Genomic DNA, 16,528 nt, shown 5'->3' with positions numbered 1-16,528 from the left:
TTGCGCTGCGCCGGCTCATGGCTCCTGCACCAAGGATTCGCTGCGGCCAGCGTTCATTCTGCGCCCATCTCAGTACGTTCGCTAGCGCGTGCCCACCCGACCGCCTCCATCGATACTGATGGTGGTGGCGTTGATATAAGGGTTTTCCACGATATGGCGCACCAAGCCAGCGAACTCTTCCGGCTGACCCATGCGAGCTGGGTACAGCACCATGTTATTGATGAGCTTATCCGCCACCTTGGGCGGCATGCCCGCCGCCATGCCAGTATCGAACAGCCCAGGTGCGATCGCGACCACGCGGATGCCGTGCTCGGCCAGGTCGCGCGCGATTGGTAGGGTCATGCCGATGATGCCGGCCTTGCTGGCGCTGTATGCGGCCTGCCCCATCTGCCCCTGCCAGGCGGCGCCGGAGGCAGTATTGACGAAGATTCCGCGGTCGCCGCTCTCGTCCGACTCGTTGCGCGACATGGCAAGCGCCGCATGGCGGACCATATTGAAGGTGCCGCTCAGGTTCACAGCGATAACGCGTTCCCACAATTCGGTCGGGAACATCTGGCCTTTCGACAATGTTTTGCAAGGGCCGAGGATGCCGGCGCAATTGACCACGATATGGATGGCGCCGTGCAGTTCCAGAACGGTGTCGATGCCAGTCTTTATATCGCCCTCATTGGCGACATCAACCGCCAGTCCTTTGATATCCGGACCCAGCGCGGCCTGCACTGCCTCACCATCCAGATCGAAGCCCACCACCTTGGCCCCCGCTGCGGACAAGGCCTTGCAAGTGGCCAATCCCAGGCCGGATGCGGCTCCCGTGACGACGGCGACTTTGTTGTTGACGTTCATGTACTAATTTCCTTTTTGTCTTAGGTAGATGTCTATGAAACGACCGCTCGGGTCGACCGCCCCTTCCTACCGACGCGGTGCTCGATCGGTCACACTGAACGCCACTGGCCCTGCCAGTACTTTTCCCGTATGTCGCGCTTGAGCACTTTGCCGACAGCGCTGCGTGGTAGTTCGTCCCAGAATTCAATGCTTTTTGGTGTTTTGACGCTGCCGAGTTCGCGCTTGCAGAGCGAAATGAGATCATCGCTGCTAGCCTGATGGCCCGGTTTCAGCTGGATTACCGCCTTCACCGCCTCGCCCCATTTCTCGTCGGGCACGCCGACGACGGCGCAGTCCAGAACAGCAAGATGAGTGTTGAGCACGGCTTCGATCTCGCTCGGAAAGACGTTGAACCCTCCACTGACGATCATGTCTTTCTTACGGTCGACAATGGTGATTAGCCCGCGCGCATCCTTGATGCCGATGTCAGTGGTGTGATGCCAGCCGAATCCAGACACTTCCGCCGTTTCCTCCGGCTTCTTGTAATAGGCCTTCATCACCATGGAAGATCGCACCACGATCTCGCCCTTTTCGCCGGGAGCGAGCAACTTGCCGTCGTCGTCCATGATTCCGACGCGGGCATAGGGAACGGCGCGTCCGGCTGAGCGTAGCGCCTCCTCATCGAAGCTGCCGTCTGCACGGATGTAGTCCTCCGGCTGCTTGGCTACTACCGGGAACAGGCATTCACTCTGGCCGTACACCTCATAAATCACTGGCCCGAACACCCTCACCGCTTCCTTGAGCTTTTCCGGCGCAATTGGGGCGGCGCCGACTGCCAGGCAACGTAGCGAGCTTAGATCCGTCATCGCGACTTGCGGCGTCGCGAACAGGGCGTACACGACGGTAGGCGGCATGAATAGATGGGTGATGCGCTCGCGCTCGATCGTGGCCAGAACCGCTTGCGCGTCGAAGCCGGGCAGCACCACCGTGCAAGCGCCGCGGGTGGCGCCGGCCAAGGTGATCATAGCGGCGGCATGCGTCAGAGGCGCGACGGCCAGAATACGAGAGCCCCAGTCAATCTTCAGCATATCGAAGATGGAAATCAGCGTCATTTCCAGCGAGCGGTGGGAATGTAGCGCACCCTTTGACGGGCCAGTCGTGCCACCGGTCGGCTGTAATACTGTCGCTCGCTGAGGGTCTTCCGGCATGGCAACGTACGGCTCGCGATGTGCGGCCAACCAGGTGTACAGGAACTCCCCGTGCTCGGACGGCCGATCGATGCATATGAAGCGCTGCACTTGCGGCAGGTCAGCCTTCCAGGACGGCACGAGATGCTCGAAGCTGCTGTGGAAAAAAATCAGGTCACAGTCGGCGTATCGCAGCATCGCCAGATTGGTGGCTGGTGAATTGCGCGTATGTAGCGCGACCCAAACCATCTCCGCCCGATTGACCGCAATCTGAAGCAAGCTGATGCGGTAATCGTTTGGTGCGTAAATCGCGATATGAGCACCGTCACGTAGACCCGGCTCACGGGCCAGAGCGTGCGCCGTGGCGTGCACCATTTCCTGTGCCTCTCTGTAGATTAGGCGCGTTTGCCCATCCAAGAAGGCCTCATGCCGCGGAAAGTTCGCCGCGGCCGCGTCGAAATAATCTGCTAAACGCAATTGTCGTCTCCTCGTCAAAGCTGCGTCGCTGGTCTGCGCCAGCTTGCAGCTTGCGATCGATGTTTTAGCGACCCAGGATGGTGACGCAGGCGACCGCCTCTTCGATGCCCTGAAGCCCACCACCGTTTTCAGCCAGCGCCAGTCGCGCGCCGGCCACCTGCCGGACGCCAGCCTCGTTGCGTAACTGGGTCACCAACTCATGCACCTGGGCGATACCAGTGGCGCCTACAGGGTGTCCCTTGGACTCCAAGCCACCGGAGGGATTGACCGGAATCCGACCGCCAATGCTGGTTTCACCGCGCTCCGAAAATGGGCCGCCTTCACCGAACTCGCAGAAACCGAGATTCTCGATCTGAATGATTTCTCCCATCGCGGTGGCGTCATGAACTTCGGCCACCGAGATGTCGCGCGGCCCTACGCCGGCCAGCTCGTATGCGCGGCGCGCAGCCAGAGCGGTGCAGTGATTGCGGTATTCGGCATCGTCACGGTCTGACCCGGTATGGACGATCGAGACCAGTACACGGATCGCGCGCGACGGGTCGATATTCCAGCGCTTCAGGCCCGCTGCGGTGCAAACGATGGCAGCGGCAGATCCGTCGGAAATCGGCGAGCACATCGGCAAGGTCAGCGGATAGGTAATTGGAGGGGCTGCCAGAACCTCGTCGGCCGTATATGAATTGCGATATTGTGAGAGGGGGTTGTGAACGGAGTGAGCGTGATTCTTAGCTGACACCGCGGCAAGCTGTCTTTGCGTTGTGCCGAAGCGCTTCATGTGCGTGCGGGAGAACGCAGCATACACATCCATGAAAACACTGTACGGCTTGGACGAGACGCTTCCCTCTGGGACTGCGACACCCTCACCTAGTTGCAGCAAGCGCTCGCGGATCTGCTCGGCCTCGTGCACGTCCCAGGCGCTGTCAAACACCGAGAACATGCGGTCGCGGTCCGCTGAGTACATCTTTTCAGTGCCGACTGCCAGCGCCACATCGGCGGCTCCGGCGCGCAGGTGGTTAACCGCAAGAGTGAAAGCGCTGCTTCCGCTGGCGCACGCATTCTCCACGTTGACAACCGGGATGCCACCCAACCCCATCGCCCGTAGTGCCACCTGACCGCGAATCATGTGTTGGCCTTCCATGTGGCCCTGCGACGCATTGGCGAAGAAAGCCGCTTCCAGCGCCTCCTTGCCAAGCCCCGCATCGGCCAACGCTGCTTCGACCGCCTGTCGGGTCAGGGCCTTCATGCTGACATCCAGGTAGCGTCCAAACGGCGTCATGCCAACGCCCACCACATAAATCGGTTCCATGTGTCACTCCTCCATCATCCAAATTGTTTTCTTTGTCTGCACAACGGTCTTGCAGACACGATACACAAATGTTATCGCATAGTAAATTGTGTATCTAACGGGTAAGTAGAATTTACTTGTCGGTTAGTTTCTGCGGTTGGTCAGCACGGCCTCTGTGTCCGCTCCCAAGGGAGAAACGTCGGTCAGCGGTCCGGGGTGGAAGCCACCGAATACCAACGGCTGTGCCACGTGCCAAGAAGAGCCACCGTCGTTACGCGCCACTTGCCTGAACATACCGCGATGCCGGAAATGCTCGTCGGCGACCACTTCCTCCAGGGAATTGACCGGCCCCCACGGAATACCAGCCCGGTCCAACTCGGCGCCCCATTCTTCTCGCGTTCGGTGCTTCAAAGCGGCTGCGATTCGCGCTCGCAATACGGCCTGCTCAGCGACGCGCTCCGAATGCTGCAACGTGGCCACGTCGTCCATACCCAACAGCGGGCACAGCGGTTGCCAGAACCAGTCCTCATGCGCGATTGACAGCGTCAGCAACTTTCCATCCGCGCATTCGAACGTGCCGTAACCTGGCTCATCGTTGACGAAACCCTCATTCATGCCGTTCATGCGCGGCGCCAGCATGGCAGTCATCAATGAAACCAAGCAGTCCGTCATGGAAACGTCAACATATGTACCCTGGCCGGTGCGCTCGCGTCGCAGCAGGGCCGACAGCATGCCGGTCAATGCGAACATTGCGGACGATAGGTCGCCGATCGCAAGGTCCGGCGGTGCTTCGATTCGGCCGTTTTCCACTTGGCGAAACAGGAGGCCGGCCAGCGCCTGATATGACAAGTCGTGCGCCGGCCGATCGCGATAAGGGCCGGTTTGCCCGAACCCCGAGATAGACAGATAGACCATGCGCGGATTGATTGTGGCTGTGGCGGCGTAATCGAATCCGAGGCGAGCCATAGTCCCGGGCCGATATCCCTCCATCAGGACGTCGGCGCCACGTATCAGATTACGCAGACTTTCCTTGCCCTGCTCCGTCTTCAGATCCAACACCACCGACTTCTTGTTCCGGTTCAGTGACGCGTGAAAGCCAGGATATTGGCGCGCCGGGTCTCCGGAGCTTCGTTCAACGATGATTACCTCGGCGCCGAGATCGGCGGCCACCAGAGTGGCGAACGGTCCGGGATACTGTTCGGCCAGGGTAAGAACACGTATGCCTTCAAGCGGGAGAATCATTGCTTTCCTCTCATGCGAAACAAAAAAGCCACCGATCCGAACTCGTGAACTCCACAGCATGTCAGAGAATTCGAGTTTTAATTCTACCGCCCGGTAAAATAAATTACCACATAATTATTTGGCTTTCCAATTGGAAGAAAATAGTTCAAGATAAGATACTCAATCCAAACCAGAGGAGACAGCCCATGAATGAGGAAAAGATCATTTCCGAGGTGCGCGACGGCGCCATGTGGATCACCCTAAACCGCCCTGAAGCAATGAACTCATTGACGCCACGGGTGCTGGCCGGAATTTCCCGAGCCTTGGATCAGGCGCAGCACACTAACGGCGTACGTGCCGTGGTGCTGACCGGAAATGGACGCGCTTTCTGCGCCGGCGCCGATTTGAAGTACGTGCAAAGCCAGGTCGGGGACACTGACAATGGAACACGGCACTTCCTGAGCGAGGTACTGGCCCTGATGAACCGCGTGGAGAGCTTTCCGATGCCGGTCATTGCCGCAATTAACGGCTTGGCGCTCGCCGGCGGCCTTGAGCTGGTACTGTGCTGTGATTTGGTAATCGCGGCCCGCTCGGCCAAGCTGGGCGACGCGCACTCCAACTACGGCTTGCTTCCGGGCGGCGGCGGATCGGTACGACTGCCGCGAAAGATTGGACCGACTCGTGCGAAGTATCTGCTCTATACGGGAGAATTCCTGCCGGCCGAGGAATTGCTGGCGGCCGGCCTGGTGAACCAGGTGGTGGAAGATGCAGAGCTGCTTTCCGCTACCGGCAAGCTGGTTGCCACGCTAGCCCGGAAGAGCCCTCTCGGCTTGCGCCGAATGAAGGCACTGGTTGATGATGGAATGGCCCAGCCGATCGAATCGGCCTTGCGGCTGGAACTGCTGGCTTCCGAGGTGCATGCCCATAGCGCGGACATGAAGGAAGGCTTGGCCGCATTTAACGAAAAAAGAGCGCCGGTGTTCACCGGTCGCTAGGAACGCCTGTCTGCAAGGAGAGAGACCATGACACCCATCGACCGCTTCGCCCGTCTGCGTGCCACGCAGGAAACCGCTTGGCAGATGGCACCAGCCATACGGGCAATCTATGAAAGAGCCGGGATGACGCCAGTAGACCTGCGCACTGTTCGGGATCTGACGCGTCTGCCGGTCACCAGCAAGGACGAACTGCTAGCGCTTCAGCAATCGCATCCACCGTTCGGCGGGTTCCTCGCCGCTCGGGAAGAGGATATCGCGCACATCTTTGTCTCGCCCGGCCCCCTGAACGAACCGCACCTGCACTCCGACCGGGATGGGCATGGTTTTGCACGGGTGTTTCAGGCTGCCGGTGTAGGCCCGGGTGACCGCGTTCTGAACACCTGGTCCTATCACCTCGTTCCCGCCGGCCTTCTGCTCGACCAGGGCATTGTCGCCTGCGGCGCCACCGTCATTCCTGCCGGGACCGGCGGCGCTGAATTGCAGGCGAAGATTGTGCTCGACCTGGGTGTCACGTGCATCTGCGCTTCCACGGCTTTTTTCATGACCTTGGTCGAGACATTGGAAGGCGTCGGGCACGACCTGCCACGAGCTTGGAAAGTCCGGTCTGCTCTACTGGGCGGCGAGATGGGAGACTGGATCGGCAAGCGCCGCCGCCTCGAGGAACGCTACGGCATTCGAACCTTCTCTGCTTACGCCACCGGCGATTTTGGATTGATTGGCTACGAACAGGAAGGCCAAGAAGGTTATGCAGTACACGATGACCGCTTGGTGCAGATTTGCGACCCAGTCACCGGCTTGCCAGTGGTCGATGGCACGCCAGGTCAGATCGTCGTTACCACGCTTTCGCCAGGCTGGCCACTGATTCGTTTCGGCACCGGCGACGTCGCCTGCGCGCTCGAAACCGATGATGATGGATGCGTTAGCAGACTCGGCCTCATACAGGGACGAGTCGGGCAGGCGGTCAAGGCCAGGGAGATTTTCATTTATCCTCGCCAACTGGAGGAGTTGGCCATCCGCGTTCCCGGCGTGCGCGCCGCTCAGGCGGTGATCACCTGTCCCGGGAACCGCGAGGAGGTCACACTACGCTTGGCAGTCGAACCCTCGGCACGACGTGATGCTCTGGCGCAGACGGTGGCCCAAGAATTCCAGATCCTGTCCCGTCTCAAGCCCGATCACATCGAATGGCTGGCGGTCGATGCTCTGGCAGCGGAAACCGTACTGGTGGTAGATCGCAAGAGTGGTACTTAGCGAATGGCTACTAGGCGGCGGCCAGCTGATACCAAGCGCAGCCGTCGCCCTCGATTCGGACCGATGCTTCACCCCGGGCCACAAGATAGTTGAGATGAGCCAGACTTTCTCCCGTCGCCATGCTCATCAAATGGTGGTCCGAGGTGATGGCCCTGGCGAACAGTGCCCCGTATACGTCAATCACACGCCGCGGTTCGCACAGAGCTTGCCGCAGCCGTTGGAGCGCCCGGTGCTGGCTCTGCAGAAGAGAGTCGATCCGGTGGTGCAAGCCATGAAATGGCTCATTATGTGAAGGAAGCACCAGCACGTCGTCCGGCACCTCGCACCTCAATTTCTCAAGCGAATCCAGCCAGTCCGAGAGTGGGTTTGCTTCCGGCTCACTTGGAAATACCGAGACGTTGGACGATATGCGCGGCAATATCTGGTCGCCGGAGATCAACAGCTTTAGCTCGGGGCAGTACAGGCAAGCGTGCTCTGGCGAATGGCCAGTGCCCACCACGACACGCCAGTGCCGCCCGCCAATATGAAGCTCCTCGCCACTCCGAAGACGCCGATAACTGTCGGGCAGAGCATAGATCATTTTGCCGAAACCACCGAACCGCGTGCGGTAATTATCGATTTCTTCGTCATTCCAACCGGCCCGACGATAGAACTGCACGGCGTCCTCCGGCGCTTCACGACCGGTATCGCCGCCTAGCACGCAACAGCTTAGGTACTCCAAACGACTAATCCATAGCTTGCAGTCAAACTTCCGGGTCAGCCAGCCCGCCATGCCGATATGGTCTGGATGCATATGGGTGACAAAGACACGCGTCACAGGATCGCCAAGCGCGCCAGAAAATAACCGGCGCCAAGCTGCCACCGTATCGGACGACCAGATGCCGGTATCCACCAGCGCCCAGCCGGCACCGTCACGGATTGCCCACATGTTGATATGGTCGAGTTGGAACGGCAGAGGCATACGTATCCACTGTACCCCCTGCGCGATTTCCTTGGCGGCTCCCACCTCGGGAACCGCCCCACACGGATAGATCAAGCCTGGCTTGGCAGCAGCGCTGTCTTTGTCTTCAGCGTTCATGGTGGACCTAGGCCAGGCTACGTGCAATGATGAGCTTCTGAATATGGCTCGTGCCTTCATAGATCTTGCAAACACGAACGTCCCGGCAATAGCGTTCGACGGGGAAATCCTTGAGGTAGCCGTACCCACCATGGAGTTGTAGCGCAGTAGAGCACACCTTCTCAGCCATCTCGCTAGCGAACAGCTTTGCCATCGACGCCTCCTTCGCACACGGAACGTTTGCATCGACCAAGCGTGCGGCATGCAAAACATACTGGTGCGCGATTTCTACGTGCATCGCCATGTCTGCTAAGTCGAAGCTGACCGCCTGCAAGTTGATGATCGGGGCGCCATACGCTTCCCGGTCCTTGGCATACCGCAAGGCCGCCTCCAGCGCAGCACGAGCCACCCCGACGGCCTGCGCCGCAATTGCGACGCGTCCGTGCGACAGTAATGCCATCGTTTGCTGGTAGCCTGCGCCTTCTACACCAATGAGATTTTGGGCTGGCACACGACAATCTTTCAATTCAATCTGCGCGATATGGGCAGTGTGCTGACCATATTTACTTTCAACCCGAGCGACCTCATATCCGGGCTGCTTCGGGTCGATCAGGAACAAGCTTTTCCCGCGCTTGCCGGCGGTTGGATCGGTGACCGCAAGCACGATCGCCAAGCCCGCCTCGCTGCCGTTGGAAATGAATTGCTTGCTGCCGTTCAGGACATATTCAGTGCCATCTCGTCGCGCGGAGGTGCGAAATGCCGCGGTGTCGGATCCAGCGTGAGGCTCGGTAAGCAAGAAGGCGCCAATGTGTTCACCGCTGGCAAGCTTTGGCAAGTGTTTACGCTTCTGTTCTTCGCTTGCCGACCACATCAGCGTCAGACCCAGGCTGTTGTGGACATGGACGATAGTCGCAAATCCAGCATCCGCCGCCGCGAACTCTTCAATGGCCAGACAGTATTCGACAAAGCTTGCGCCCGACCCGCCATATTCTTCTGGCACCAACATCCCCATAAAGCCGAGCGCCCCAACAGATTTCAGCTCGTCATGTGGCCAAGCTTGCGACTGATCGCGCGCGGCCGCGGTAGTCGCCACAACTTCGTTGGCCACCTTTCTCGCGGAGTCTCGGATCATGACTTCCTGTTCGCTTAGGAAGACTGCGGAAGTATCGGACATCATATCTCCTTTGAATGGGGCCTCGCGGCGCCTTGTTGTAGTGATCGATGCGGGCCATATGCCGTCAGGCTTTCCGGAGCACTTTTATCGCCGCCATTCGACCTCTTGGAAAAATGTTTTACTTATTGTACATTCATTCTACTCGCCGGTCAATTATGTTCGCGGCCCTTACCCTTGTCAATCATGTTTTTGCCGTTATCTTCCCGCGCTTTGACGAGCGTACCGTAGATAGTATTGGTTGGCCGCCAGTTGCTCAGAGTGCTAAATTGTTTTGCAAGGTTGAGCATGCTGTTTCGATATACGCGTGTGTTACGCATTACTAATTAGCGTTCTACCGAGAAGAGCAACCCAGCGGACATTACTCAGGAGTCCCGAATTTAGGCGACAATTTAAGAACGAACTAAGGCTTCGCTGAACAGGTAAACGAGATTTTTTGCCAAGCGTTAATACCCTATTGAGTTCAATACGTAAGAATGAAGATGAAGCAGCAGACCCTGACGATGGCCCAGGACCGAGGATTCGAGCAATACCGCAAGCCGACGCGGCGTGACGAATTTCTGCAGACGATGGATCGGATCATGCCTTGGGCGGCATTATGGGTTCCGTTGCATTATTGATCCGGCTTAGCTTTATTGCACCGAGTTTTCTTTGAAGCATTTCACAGGGAACAAGAGCTAAGTGTTGCAGTATCGCGTTGACGGAATTTCAGGCAGGGTACTCCTCTCTTAATCGAAACAGGCTGACGATATGGAGGCGACCATGGAGCGGACCGATTCCAGACGACTGCCGGTTGCCGTGCTGAATGAACGCCGGCGACGTGCCGTCATGCTGCGCTTGAGTGGGATGACCATTACCCAGGTATGCANATTATTGATCCGGCTTAGCTTTATTGCACCGAGTTTTCTTTGAAGCATTTCACAGGGAACAAGAGCTAAGTGTTGCAGTATCGCGTTGACGGAATTTCAGGCAGGGTACTTCTCTCTTAATCGAAACAGGCTGACGATATGGAGGCGACCATGGAGTGGACCGATTCCAGACGACTGCCGGTTGCCGTGCTGAATGAACGCCGGCGACGTGCCGTCATGCTGCGCTTGAGTGGGATGACCATTACCCAGGTATGCACATTGGCAGAACTGGCCAGGGCCACCGTCATTGCCGTCATCAAGGCTTACCAACGCGGGGGCTGGGAGGCGGTTCCAGCGCAGCTGCACCGCGGCCCGCAAAAAGGAGAAGGCTGCATTCTCAATGCAGAGCGACAACAAGCGATTCGGGGCTTGATTCATGCCCATACGCCCGATGATTGGGCCTGCCGTTTGCATTATGGAGTCGTGCAGCGGTGAGTGCACTAGTCGAGAAGGAATATGGGATGACGCTGCCGGTACGCACCATGGGCAGCTACCTGCAGCGCTGGGGCTTCACGCCACAACGGCCGCTCGACCGTGCATACGAGCAAAACCCGACCGCGGTGCGCGCCTGGCTTGACAAGGAGTATCCCGCCATCGCGCATCGCGCCAAGGCCGAAGGTGGCGAGATTTATTGGGGTGACGAGACCGGCCTGCGTAGTGATGACGTGCGCGGGCGCAGTTACGCCCCGCGTGGTGATACGCCAGTAGTACGGCCTTGCCACAACCGAGAGAACGTAGGATTGATGTCGGCCGTGACCAATCGTGGCACCGTGCGTTGGATGCTTCTCAAGCAGGCGATGAATCCGGCGCTGCTAATCAAGTTTCTGCAGCGCCTGGCGCGCGATGCACGACGCAAGGTATTTCTGGTCCTGGACAATCTGCCGGCACACCATGGCCCTTCGGTGGTGGCGCGCATCGCGCCAAGGCCGAAGGTGGCGAGATTTATTGGGGTGACGAGACCGGCCTGCGTAGTGATGACGTGCGCGGGCGCAGTTACGCCCCGCGTGGTGCGCCAGTAGTACGGCCTTGCCACAAGCGAGAGAACGTAGGATTGATGTCGGCCGTGACCAATCGTGGCACCGTGCGTTGGATGCTTCTCAAGCAGGCGATGAATCCGGCGCTACTAATCAAGTTTCTGCAGCGCCTGGCGCGCGATGCACGACGCAAGGTATTTCTGGTCCTGGACAATCTGCCGGCACACCATGGCCCTTCGGTGGTGGCCNCTAATCAAGTTTCTGCAGCGCCTGGCGCGCGATGCACGACGCAAGGTATTTCTGGTCCTGGACAATCTGCCGGCACACCATGGCCCTTCGGTGGTGGCCTGGTTGGAACGACATCGAGACCGTATTGAAGTGTTCTATCTGCCGTCCTACAGTCCAGAGCTCAACCCGGATGAACTGCTCAACGCAGACTTGAAGCAGGCGATTACGAAACAGGCGCCGACGCGCCATAAGGGGGACTTACGGTGATTCGTCATTTGCGCAAGATTAGCAAATCACCTGATCGTGTGAAGAAATACTTCCAGCACGACCCCGTCAAGTATGCCTCATGAACTATGCTTAATTAGACAAACCGATGCCGGATCAATAATTTTTGTCGCAAAGTTGGCACCGAATTTGAGAGTAGCGTTGGTTGTGTCAGTATTTGGCAGAGATACTGGCGATGGCTGAACCAGGTAAGTGGCTGATTTTTAAGAAGCGCTTGTGTCACTAAATTTTGTCGGTTCACAGATGCTGGTTCATGGCAGCGAATTCCGTGCTGACTTGCCCACCGCAAGCGGTCGGCAAGTCAGCACGGTTTGAAGGAGAAATACGAAGTAAGGCACGTCAATCGGTTGCGCAGGTAAGAAACAAGCGATGGCAAACAGGTGAGACCGGGGCGACCCAAACCCGATAAAGGCGATGAGCTTCGAGCTCGCGTTAGAAATGGGGTAGTCGTCAGCGAATTCCATAGAGGCCAGCGGCTTAATACCAATCCCAAGTCATAACATGCCGTCGGTGACACCGAGATTGGCCCAAGTGCGGGTGCATAACGAACGGATCGCACCGGGTATCTCGGTAAAGGCATTCCAGGCATCACAGCAAGCATCGACGATCTGCTCATAGCTGTCGTAACATCGGTTGGCTAAGCTGCGATCACGCAGCTGCTGCCACACTTGTTCGGTGGGATTGAGCTCAGGCGAGCCGGTGGGAAGCAGCAACAGCGTCAATTTGGGCAAGTGCGGCAGCTTGGTTGTCGTATGTCAGCCAGCACGGTCAAGCAACACGATCGCATGACGCCCCTCGGGAACGGCGGCACTGATGGCGTGTAAGTGATGTGCCATGGTTTGCGTGTCAGCGTGTGGCAGTACCAGCCCGACGGCGGTATCGCGCTCGGCACAGACAGCACCAAAGATATACGCTGACTCCGATTGCTGTTGCCGTACGACTCTCGGCCGTGTTCCCTTTCGGGCCCAAAGGCGTGTTTGTGTACCACGCTGGCCAATGCGCATCTCGTCCTGGAACCAGATGTCGACTTGATCCAGGCTGACTTCAGCGGGCAGGACTGCTTGCACTTCCTGGATAAGTTTTTTTTTTGGAAATCCGCTTGTCTGACTGGATCGGCATACGGGCTTCTTGAGCGTGCCGAGATCCACACAATGCCCAGTCGCTTGAACAATTCGTAGACGCCGTTGAGCGAGTAGGCCACGTCAAACTGCTGCGTCAGCAATTGACGGATGTCTTCGCCGCGGATGCGACCGCCAGCACGTTCCTGCTGCAGCTGTTCAATGGCCACCCGAAACGCTTCTTCCTGTTCCCTTGGCAATCGCTGATTACACCAGTAGCGGGGCTTACTACCCAAACCCTTGAGGCCATCGCGTTCGAACCATTTCTCCCAGCGTGCGACGGTATGACGGGTGGTACGCAGGGCGGCGGCCACCTCAGTATAGCTCTTGCCATCCTTCAAGTGCGCCAGGGCGATATAGCGCAGCCGTCGTCGGCCATTGCGTTCTTCCCTGGCCAGCAAATCAAAGTTGTACTGTTGCAGTCGCTGCAATGCATCTGGCGTCAACATGGTCGCCTCCAAGACAGAACCTTGTCTTCTTCAGACCTGCAGCGCCAAGCGTGGTTCGGTTAACGGTGGGATTGGTATAGGACTTGTCCAAAAACAACGTAGTAAAGCGCTAAGAATAAGAGCAGAATAGGTTCATGGCGTCATTCGTTGATGAGGAGGCTGCCATGGCAAAGTCATCGATTCATCAGTGCACCTGTCCAATTTGCAGGTCAAATCAGCCGCATCCTGACCGGGCCTATCATCATCACATTAATGTACTGATGAGCCGGCTTAGCGAGCCCCAGCGACGTTGGTTCGCTGCCGTCGAAGCGCACCATATCGGTTATGGCGGTAAGAGATTAATGGCACGGATCACTGGCATGAGTCCGACGACGATTTTACGCGGCTGCGTGGAACTGGACTCTGACTTGACCGAATGCACCAAGGCCCACTTGCGCGCTCCAGGCGGAGGCCGCCCAACCGTTGAGGACAAGGATCCTGAACTTGAAGAAGCACTTCTTAACGTGCTGGCCTCGGAAACTGCCGGAGACCCGATGGGGCGCCGTGCCAAAGCCAAGCAAAGCTCGCTGCGGCATTTGAGTCAGGCACTTGCGGAAGAAGGACATCGTGCAAGTCGAATGACGGTAGCCAAACTGCTGCACAAATTGAAGTACTCTCCCAAGGCCAATGCACGCCGTACCGAAGCAAGGGGTGCCTCGCCCAAAGAGCGCAACGAACAGTTCGACCATATAGGCGAGCAGCGTAACCAATTCAAAGCGACGGGAGACCCCATTATCAGCGTGGATACCAAAAAAAAGAATTGATCGGCAACTTCAAGAATGCAGGGCGAACCTGGTGCAAAGAAGCTGACCGTGTGCTGGTGCATGACTGGCCACAGGATGCAGTCGCTCAAGCGGTACCCTACGGTGTCTATGAGGTTACTTCCAACAGAGGCTACATGTATGTTGGAGACTGCTTCGACACGCCTCGCTTTGCGGTCGATGCTATCACCGACTGGTGGTTCGGTGATGGACAGAAGCGCTATCGCCATGCGCATCGCTTGCTGATTCTTGCCGATGGGGGCGGCTCAAATGGTTACCGGTCCAGGGTATGGAAAGCACAATTGCAAGAACTGAGCGATATCACGCAACTGCCGATTACGGTATGTCACTACCCACCGGGATGCTCAAAATGGAACCCGATTGAGCACCGGCTGTTCAGTCATATCAGCATCAACTGGGCAGGCATACCCCTACGTTCCTTCGATACGATGCTTCGATATATAGAAGGAACGCAAACCGAAAGCGGACTGCATGTGAAGGCATGTCTAAAACGCGGCGGCAATGAAACGGGCGAGAGAGTCACTAATGAAGAATGGGAAAAGTTGATAATCAGCCCTCATGACATCTGCCCGGCATGGAGTTATACACTCAGTCCGCGGCCGTGTTGGGTCGATGAATACGACCAAGTTGTTTACTGCTGAGCCCATAACGCTAGTTTGTTAAATGCGGAGTTGAAGGTCGATGCCGTGTCCGGTCGCCACGAATTGCATGAGCGTGACCAATGCGGTCGGTGGGCCCCTGTCGAAGCAGGCGCGCCAGCAACGTATCAGCCAGTCCAGCGGGGTCAGCCATGCCCGGACCGAGCGTAGCAGCCGCGGCCAGCGACATCGCATTGGTAGCCGTACCGGTTGGTTTTTTTTCGGCACTGGTGGGTTGTTACCATGATGCATACGCGCTTGCCTGGCTTCCTGCCACCAGCAAAAGGCGAAGGCACAGCAAACGAGTCCCCAATGACGGCGAATTGCGCGGTCGTTACGCACCATAAAGTCAGCCCAGCCAAGCTCATCCTTCATCTGCTTGTAACCCTGTTCAATCCAGTGCCGCAATCCATACAGGCGCACAACTTCGACTAACGGCGCTGAATCTACCGGCAGATTGGTCGTCAGGTACCAGGTCGACAGGCCAGGCAAAGTGCGGCGGTCGGTGGTGGCGCAAATGGCACGCACCGGTTTGTTAGCGCCATAGCCGAGGAATGTCAGTTCAACTGCCCACCAGTGTTCGACATGGCCGTCTCGGAAGTGCCGTGTCACCTTGTGCCAGTCACGAAGACGCATATCGTCGATGGCCTCGTTAAAGGAGTGCGCAACCTCGACAGGTGCCCATCCACGTCCGATCGTGCCGCGATGTGAGAGCACAAAGGGCAGTTGGCGGTGCAGCAAGGTCGCAGCCAGTTCGCGATGATCGCCATAAAAGCAGTCGGCCACGATGGCCTTGAAGGCAATGCCCGCAGCAATGGCTTGCTCGACCAGCGCCAGCGCAATCTGTGGTTTGCTGTGGAAAGCCGGATCTTGCTTGCCGCCGGGCAGACGACCTTCCGGTGTATAAGGGGCCACATGTAGAGGATAGTAGCGCTGCTCGTTGGCCCACAACGACGTGACCGCTACGATGCCGTTATCAATCTTGCCGACTGAACCGAGGTACTGGCGCGCCACATGGTCGGTTGCGTAGCCTTGCTTGCGGTCGCCGGTGTCGTCGATGACCAACACGCCCTCGACAGTCGGTGTCGTCATGGCATCGCTGCACAGCAATTGCAACGTGCGGGCGGTAATCGCGTTGGCATCCCAGTTCGACTCGGACAAAAAGAATTGCAGTTGCTGTGCTGGCGCGGTCTGCGCCTGCACCAGCGGTTCGGTGCCGGCCAAAGCCGTTAAGGTCTTGTTACGCTGGCGTGGTGCCAGCAGACCGGCCAGATAGGTGCGGAAGTTATGGCGCTGAGCAAGTGAATGAAACAGGGCATCAAACTGCAGCGCATAGTCTTCCAGTGGACCGGGTGCCGGTGGACAAGGGCGACGGGTCGTCATGGAAGTTTATCCCGCAGACTGGGCGAAACATCAAGGCCTCTCGCCTCGAGAGTGCGCGGAACCAATGCAAGGCGCGCCAAAATATCACCTTTGGTTTTTTCTGCCATATCCCACAAGCCATTATGCGCAGTGAATATCCCATAGTCGCTTTTTAACAACTTCAGGTGTGCGTGTAGCATGCCAAAATGACACGCCTCCTCCTTGGCAATCTGAATCCAATCAAGATAAAACTGATCCGGCATATTCGTGAACTGGCCCCGATTT

At 57.7% G+C, this 16,528-nt stretch carries 15 protein-coding genes and 4 pseudogenes; 8 read left to right on the top strand and 11 right to left on the bottom strand.

Annotated elements, in window-relative coordinates:
• Positions 1 to 81: 81 nt before the first annotated feature.
• The 4 genes from ASE07_RS18055 to ASE07_RS18040 all read right to left on the bottom strand — a co-directional run bounded on the left by ASE07_RS18055 (position 82) and on the right by ASE07_RS18040 (position 5,010).
• Positions 82 to 843, bottom strand: a complete 762-nt coding sequence (locus tag ASE07_RS18055) for an SDR family NAD(P)-dependent oxidoreductase (RefSeq protein ID WP_057292219.1) — start codon at positions 841 to 843, stop codon at positions 82 to 84.
• A gap of 89 nt (positions 844 to 932) precedes the next feature.
• Positions 933 to 2,486, bottom strand: a complete 1,554-nt coding sequence (locus ASE07_RS18050; RefSeq protein WP_057292218.1) for a class I adenylate-forming enzyme family protein — start codon at positions 2,484 to 2,486, stop codon at positions 933 to 935.
• A gap of 64 nt (positions 2,487 to 2,550) precedes the next feature.
• On the bottom strand, positions 2,551 to 3,789 hold the full coding sequence (locus tag ASE07_RS18045; protein ID WP_057292217.1) for a thiolase family protein: 1,239 nt from the start codon (positions 3,787 to 3,789) through the stop codon (positions 2,551 to 2,553).
• 123 nt (positions 3,790 to 3,912) lie between these two features.
• Positions 3,913 to 5,010: a CaiB/BaiF CoA transferase family protein gene (locus tag ASE07_RS18040; protein WP_057292216.1), complete on the bottom strand. Its 1,098-nt coding sequence runs from the start codon at positions 5,008 to 5,010 to the stop codon at positions 3,913 to 3,915.
• 185 nt (positions 5,011 to 5,195) lie between these two features.
• Here ASE07_RS18040 and ASE07_RS18035 point away from each other — a divergent pair, with 185 nt between their 5' ends.
• Both ASE07_RS18035 and ASE07_RS18030 read left to right on the top strand, forming a co-directional pair.
• Positions 5,196 to 5,984: an enoyl-CoA hydratase/isomerase family protein gene (locus tag ASE07_RS18035; RefSeq protein WP_057292215.1), complete on the top strand. Its 789-nt coding sequence runs from the start codon at positions 5,196 to 5,198 to the stop codon at positions 5,982 to 5,984.
• Positions 5,985 to 6,011: 27 nt separating this feature from the next.
• On the top strand, positions 6,012 to 7,232 hold the full coding sequence (locus tag ASE07_RS18030) for a phenylacetate--CoA ligase family protein (protein WP_057292214.1): 1,221 nt from the start codon (positions 6,012 to 6,014) through the stop codon (positions 7,230 to 7,232).
• 10 nt (positions 7,233 to 7,242) lie between these two features.
• On the opposite strand, the gene ASE07_RS18025 is transcribed toward ASE07_RS18030, so the two are convergent.
• From ASE07_RS18025 to ASE07_RS28925, 3 genes are all read right to left on the bottom strand, one after another.
• Positions 7,243 to 8,310, bottom strand: coding sequence for an MBL fold metallo-hydrolase (locus ASE07_RS18025; protein WP_057292213.1), 1,068 nt, complete (start codon positions 8,308 to 8,310; stop codon positions 7,243 to 7,245).
• A 7-nt stretch (positions 8,311 to 8,317) separates the two neighbouring features.
• A complete protein-coding gene (locus ASE07_RS18020) occupies positions 8,318 to 9,463 on the bottom strand; it encodes an acyl-CoA dehydrogenase family protein (RefSeq protein WP_057292212.1) in 1,146 nt (381 codons plus the stop codon).
• Positions 9,464 to 9,612: 149 nt separating this feature from the next.
• Positions 9,613 to 9,750: a hypothetical protein gene (locus ASE07_RS28925; RefSeq protein WP_156396742.1), complete on the bottom strand. Its 138-nt coding sequence runs from the start codon at positions 9,748 to 9,750 to the stop codon at positions 9,613 to 9,615.
• 192 nt (positions 9,751 to 9,942) lie between these two features.
• Between ASE07_RS28925 and ASE07_RS28920 the strand changes: the two are divergent.
• From ASE07_RS28920 to ASE07_RS29875, 5 genes and pseudogenes are all read left to right on the top strand, one after another.
• Positions 9,943 to 10,059, top strand: a pseudogene (locus ASE07_RS28920) (IS5/IS1182 family transposase); the annotation flags it as partial.
• 420 nt (positions 10,060 to 10,479) lie between these two features.
• Entirely contained in the window at positions 10,480 to 10,803 is a 324-nt protein-coding gene (locus ASE07_RS18015; RefSeq protein WP_057292211.1) for a helix-turn-helix domain-containing protein, read from the top strand.
• A complete protein-coding gene (locus ASE07_RS18010; protein WP_162256908.1) occupies positions 10,800 to 11,387 on the top strand; it encodes an IS630 family transposase in 588 nt (195 codons plus the stop codon). Before ASE07_RS18015 ends, ASE07_RS18010 begins: the two co-directional genes overlap by 4 nt.
• Positions 11,348 to 11,590: pseudogene (locus ASE07_RS29300) on the top strand (transposase); the annotation flags it as partial. The gene ASE07_RS18010 and the pseudogene ASE07_RS29300, both read left to right, overlap by 40 nt.
• A 1-nt stretch (position 11,591) precedes the next feature.
• Positions 11,592 to 11,837 (top strand): transposase (locus ASE07_RS29875; RefSeq protein ID WP_235548520.1); only part of this gene is annotated, 246 nt, incomplete at its 5' end.
• 512 nt (positions 11,838 to 12,349) lie between these two features.
• Here ASE07_RS29875 and ASE07_RS30785 read toward each other — a convergent pair.
• Together ASE07_RS30785 and ASE07_RS30780 are read right to left on the bottom strand one after the other, a co-directional pair.
• Positions 12,350 to 12,586 (bottom strand): transposase, encoded by a 237-nt coding sequence (locus ASE07_RS30785; RefSeq protein ID WP_162256906.1) that lies wholly within the window; start codon positions 12,584 to 12,586, stop codon positions 12,350 to 12,352.
• Positions 12,574 to 13,422, bottom strand: coding sequence for a helix-turn-helix domain-containing protein (locus tag ASE07_RS30780; protein ID WP_442946094.1), 849 nt, complete (start codon positions 13,420 to 13,422; stop codon positions 12,574 to 12,576). Before ASE07_RS30780 ends, ASE07_RS30785 begins: the two co-directional genes overlap by 13 nt.
• Positions 13,423 to 13,556: 134 nt before the next feature.
• On the opposite strand from ASE07_RS30780, the pseudogene ASE07_RS30775 reads away from it, so the two are divergent.
• Positions 13,557 to 14,884 (top strand): annotated as a pseudogene (locus tag ASE07_RS30775) (ISAzo13 family transposase).
• Positions 14,885 to 14,902: 18 nt separating this feature from the next.
• Here the strand turns inward: ASE07_RS30775 and ASE07_RS17980 are convergent.
• A complete protein-coding gene (locus tag ASE07_RS17980) occupies positions 14,903 to 16,264 on the bottom strand; it encodes an IS701 family transposase (RefSeq protein ID WP_200960967.1) in 1,362 nt (453 codons plus the stop codon).
• 2 nt (positions 16,265 to 16,266) lie between these two features.
• Positions 16,267 to 16,518 (bottom strand): annotated as a pseudogene (locus ASE07_RS17975) (DUF455 family protein); the annotation flags it as partial.
• Between the last annotated feature and the right edge of the window lie 10 nt (positions 16,519 to 16,528).

Source organism: Noviherbaspirillum sp. Root189 (assembly GCF_001428545.1).
Lineage (GTDB): Bacteria > Pseudomonadota > Gammaproteobacteria > Burkholderiales > Burkholderiaceae_D > Noviherbaspirillum.
Note: the sequence above shows the minus strand (reverse complement) of the source record. Positions and strands in the feature narration are given on the sequence as shown.

Excerpts from the sequence above, each read along its gene's own strand:
- ASE07_RS18055 (WP_057292219.1), bottom strand. The coding sequence starts at position 843 with ATGAACGTCAACAACAAAGTCGCCGTCGTCACGGGAGCCGCATCCGGC.
- ASE07_RS18045 (WP_057292217.1), bottom strand. The coding sequence starts at position 3,789 with ATGGAACCGATTTATGTGGTGGGCGTTGGCATGACGCCGTTTGGACGC.
- ASE07_RS18040 (WP_057292216.1), bottom strand. The coding sequence starts at position 5,010 with ATGATTCTCCCGCTTGAAGGCATACGTGTTCTTACCCTGGCCGAACAG.
- ASE07_RS18035 (WP_057292215.1), top strand. The coding sequence starts at position 5,196 with ATGAATGAGGAAAAGATCATTTCCGAGGTGCGCGACGGCGCCATGTGG.
- ASE07_RS18030 (WP_057292214.1), top strand. The coding sequence starts at position 6,012 with ATGACACCCATCGACCGCTTCGCCCGTCTGCGTGCCACGCAGGAAACC.
- ASE07_RS18025 (WP_057292213.1), bottom strand. The coding sequence starts at position 8,310 with ATGAACGCTGAAGACAAAGACAGCGCTGCTGCCAAGCCAGGCTTGATC.
- ASE07_RS18020 (WP_057292212.1), bottom strand. The coding sequence starts at position 9,463 with ATGTCCGATACTTCCGCAGTCTTCCTAAGCGAACAGGAAGTCATGATC.
- ASE07_RS28925 (WP_156396742.1), bottom strand. The coding sequence starts at position 9,750 with ATGCTCAACCTTGCAAAACAATTTAGCACTCTGAGCAACTGGCGGCCA.
- ASE07_RS18015 (WP_057292211.1), top strand. The coding sequence starts at position 10,480 with ATGGAGTGGACCGATTCCAGACGACTGCCGGTTGCCGTGCTGAATGAA.
- ASE07_RS30780 (WP_442946094.1), bottom strand. The coding sequence starts at position 13,422 with ATGTTGACGCCAGATGCATTGCAGCGACTGCAACAGTACAACTTTGAT.
- ASE07_RS17980 (WP_200960967.1), bottom strand. The coding sequence starts at position 16,264 with ATGACGACCCGTCGCCCTTGTCCACCGGCACCCGGTCCACTGGAAGAC.